The following is a 2,032-nucleotide window of genomic DNA, read 5'->3' on the forward strand; positions in this document are numbered from 1 at the left end:
TCGAGTGGTTCGACAAAGCCTGGAAGTTCGTGGACGAGAAGTACGGCCGCGCGCTTATCGCCAGCGACTCCATCACGCCCGAGGAAGAGCGGGCCATCGCCGAGGAAATGAGCGAGCTCATCGGCTTGTCCGCCGATTTCTGCCAGGCCAAGCACCTGCGCATTGAGCTGGACACTTTCCGCAAGAACATCATGGCTGACGAGGGCCTGTTCACCGGCCGTTACGACACCCGCTTCACCGAGCCGGCCTACATGGACGTGCAGGGCGACAATGAGTTCTTCGCCGGCGAGGATCCCTCGGGCGACGCTATCATGACGCCGGACGAGTCCGCCTGGATGATGCTCGTGCAGGAAACCGGCTTCAAGGGCTCGCCGAACAACGTGCTGCTGTCCTTCAAGGTGAATGAGGACTGGAACTGGACCCATCAGGCGCCCGGCACCATGGGCAGCCCCGTGTGCCCGAACACCGCCTACGACATGGGCACGGCCCTGCGCCGCAACCCCTACTGCCGCGTGCTGTTCTTCGGCGGCATCCACGACGCCGCTACCCCGTTCTGGAACGTGAAGCACTCCATCTCGAAGATGTTCCTGCCCAAGAGCATCACCGACCGCATCGAGTACCACGTGCACGAGAACGGCCACATGGCCTACGAGGACCAGCCCACCCTGGAAAAGATGGCCCCGGAACTCGCCGCTTTCTACGACAAGCGCCATCAGAACTAAGCTAGGGGCTGCGCCCAGCTTCAGCTGTACCGAAGGCAAGAAGGCCTCCCACCAACCAGGGTGGGAGGCCTTCTTATGCTGAGAGACGGGGCGATAGGGAGGGAGATCGCCCCGGTTCGGGGAGAACGAAAGCGGGGCTACTCGACCGCGCCAGCCAGAAGCTTGGCCACGTGGCGGCCCTCCACCGAGCTGCGCCCGCAGGCCACGCCTACGATATACTCGGGGTAGTTGCCGCTGAAGAAGCTGCCAGACACGTCGCCGGCGGCGTAAAGGCCCTCGATGACGTTCAGTTCGGGGTCGAGCACCTGGCAGTTCTCGTTGATGCGCAGACCGTCGATGGTGGTCAGAAGCGATCCGCCGAACCAGCAGCCGTAGAAGGGCGCCTGGCGAATGGCGGACAGGCGGTAGGCCTCCTTGCCGAAGTCCTCGTCAACCTGGTTGTCGTAGAAGCCGTTGTACTTCTCCACCTCGGCGAGGAAATTGTCCTTGTCCTGGCCGGCAAAGCCCAGCAGGTCGGCCAACTCCTCTAGCGTGTCGGCCTTCATAAGGATGCCGGATTCCTGGGACATCGCGGTGTACTCGTCGAAGGTCATGCCCATCTCGATATAGGGAACCACGCGCGAGCAGCCCACGGTCTCGAAGCGCAGCATGTCGTCCATCATGTTGGAGTCGTACACCTGGCACCACACGCCACCGGGCTGGTAATTGGCGGCAAAGCAGATGAAGTCATAGGGGGTCGACTCGTTGGCGAAGCGCTGGCCGTGGCGGTTCACCTTCATGAACGGCTGGCTGCCGATGTTCTCCTGGAAGATGTTGCCGCGGAACACCGAGTTCTCGCCGTCGCCCTCGTAGCCGGCGTCAACGCCCGGGGCCACGGCGCCGCGGTCGAAGATCATGGGAGCTGCGTCGATGTCCTTGGAGGCGCCGGCCCACAGACCCGCGCGGATGCCGTCGCCAGTGCAGGTGGGGTTGAAGCTGGAAGCGGTGCAGCAGCCGACGGCGGCAGGCTGCAGGGCGCGCATCATCACGGGGTTCGCCGCATAGCCGCCGGTGGCCAGCAGCGTGTTCTTCGCGTTCACCTGCTTGTAGCCATCTTTGGTGCTGAAGACGGCGCCGGTCACCTTGCCGTCGGCGTGCAGCAGCTTCACCATCTCGTGCTCGAACAGGATGTCGTGGCCCTGGCCGGCCAGGCGTTCGGCGATGACGTCGTTGCGCATGGGCGGCACGTAGGAGGGCTCCCACAGGTGCTGCACGTAGGGCACGTAGTAGTCGGTGCCGCCCGTACTGTGCGCAGGCGGCATGTCCAGCAT

General features: G+C 63.8%; 2 protein-coding genes. One reads left to right on the forward strand and one right to left on the reverse strand.

The genetic code is table 11. The features are described from left to right. Window positions 1-722 (forward strand): hypothetical protein (locus tag QZ307_RS11015; protein WP_295999772.1); only part of this gene is annotated, 722 nt, incomplete at its 5' end. 137 nt (window positions 723-859) lie between these two features. Here QZ307_RS11015 and QZ307_RS11020 read toward each other — a convergent pair. Next, window positions 860-2,032, reverse strand: a 1,173-nt coding sequence (locus QZ307_RS11020; protein ID WP_295999773.1) for an FAD-binding protein, incomplete at its 5' end; no start/stop codon positions are given.

The organism is uncultured Adlercreutzia sp. (genome assembly GCA_910585575.1).
GTDB lineage: Bacteria > Actinomycetota > Coriobacteriia > Coriobacteriales > Eggerthellaceae > Adlercreutzia.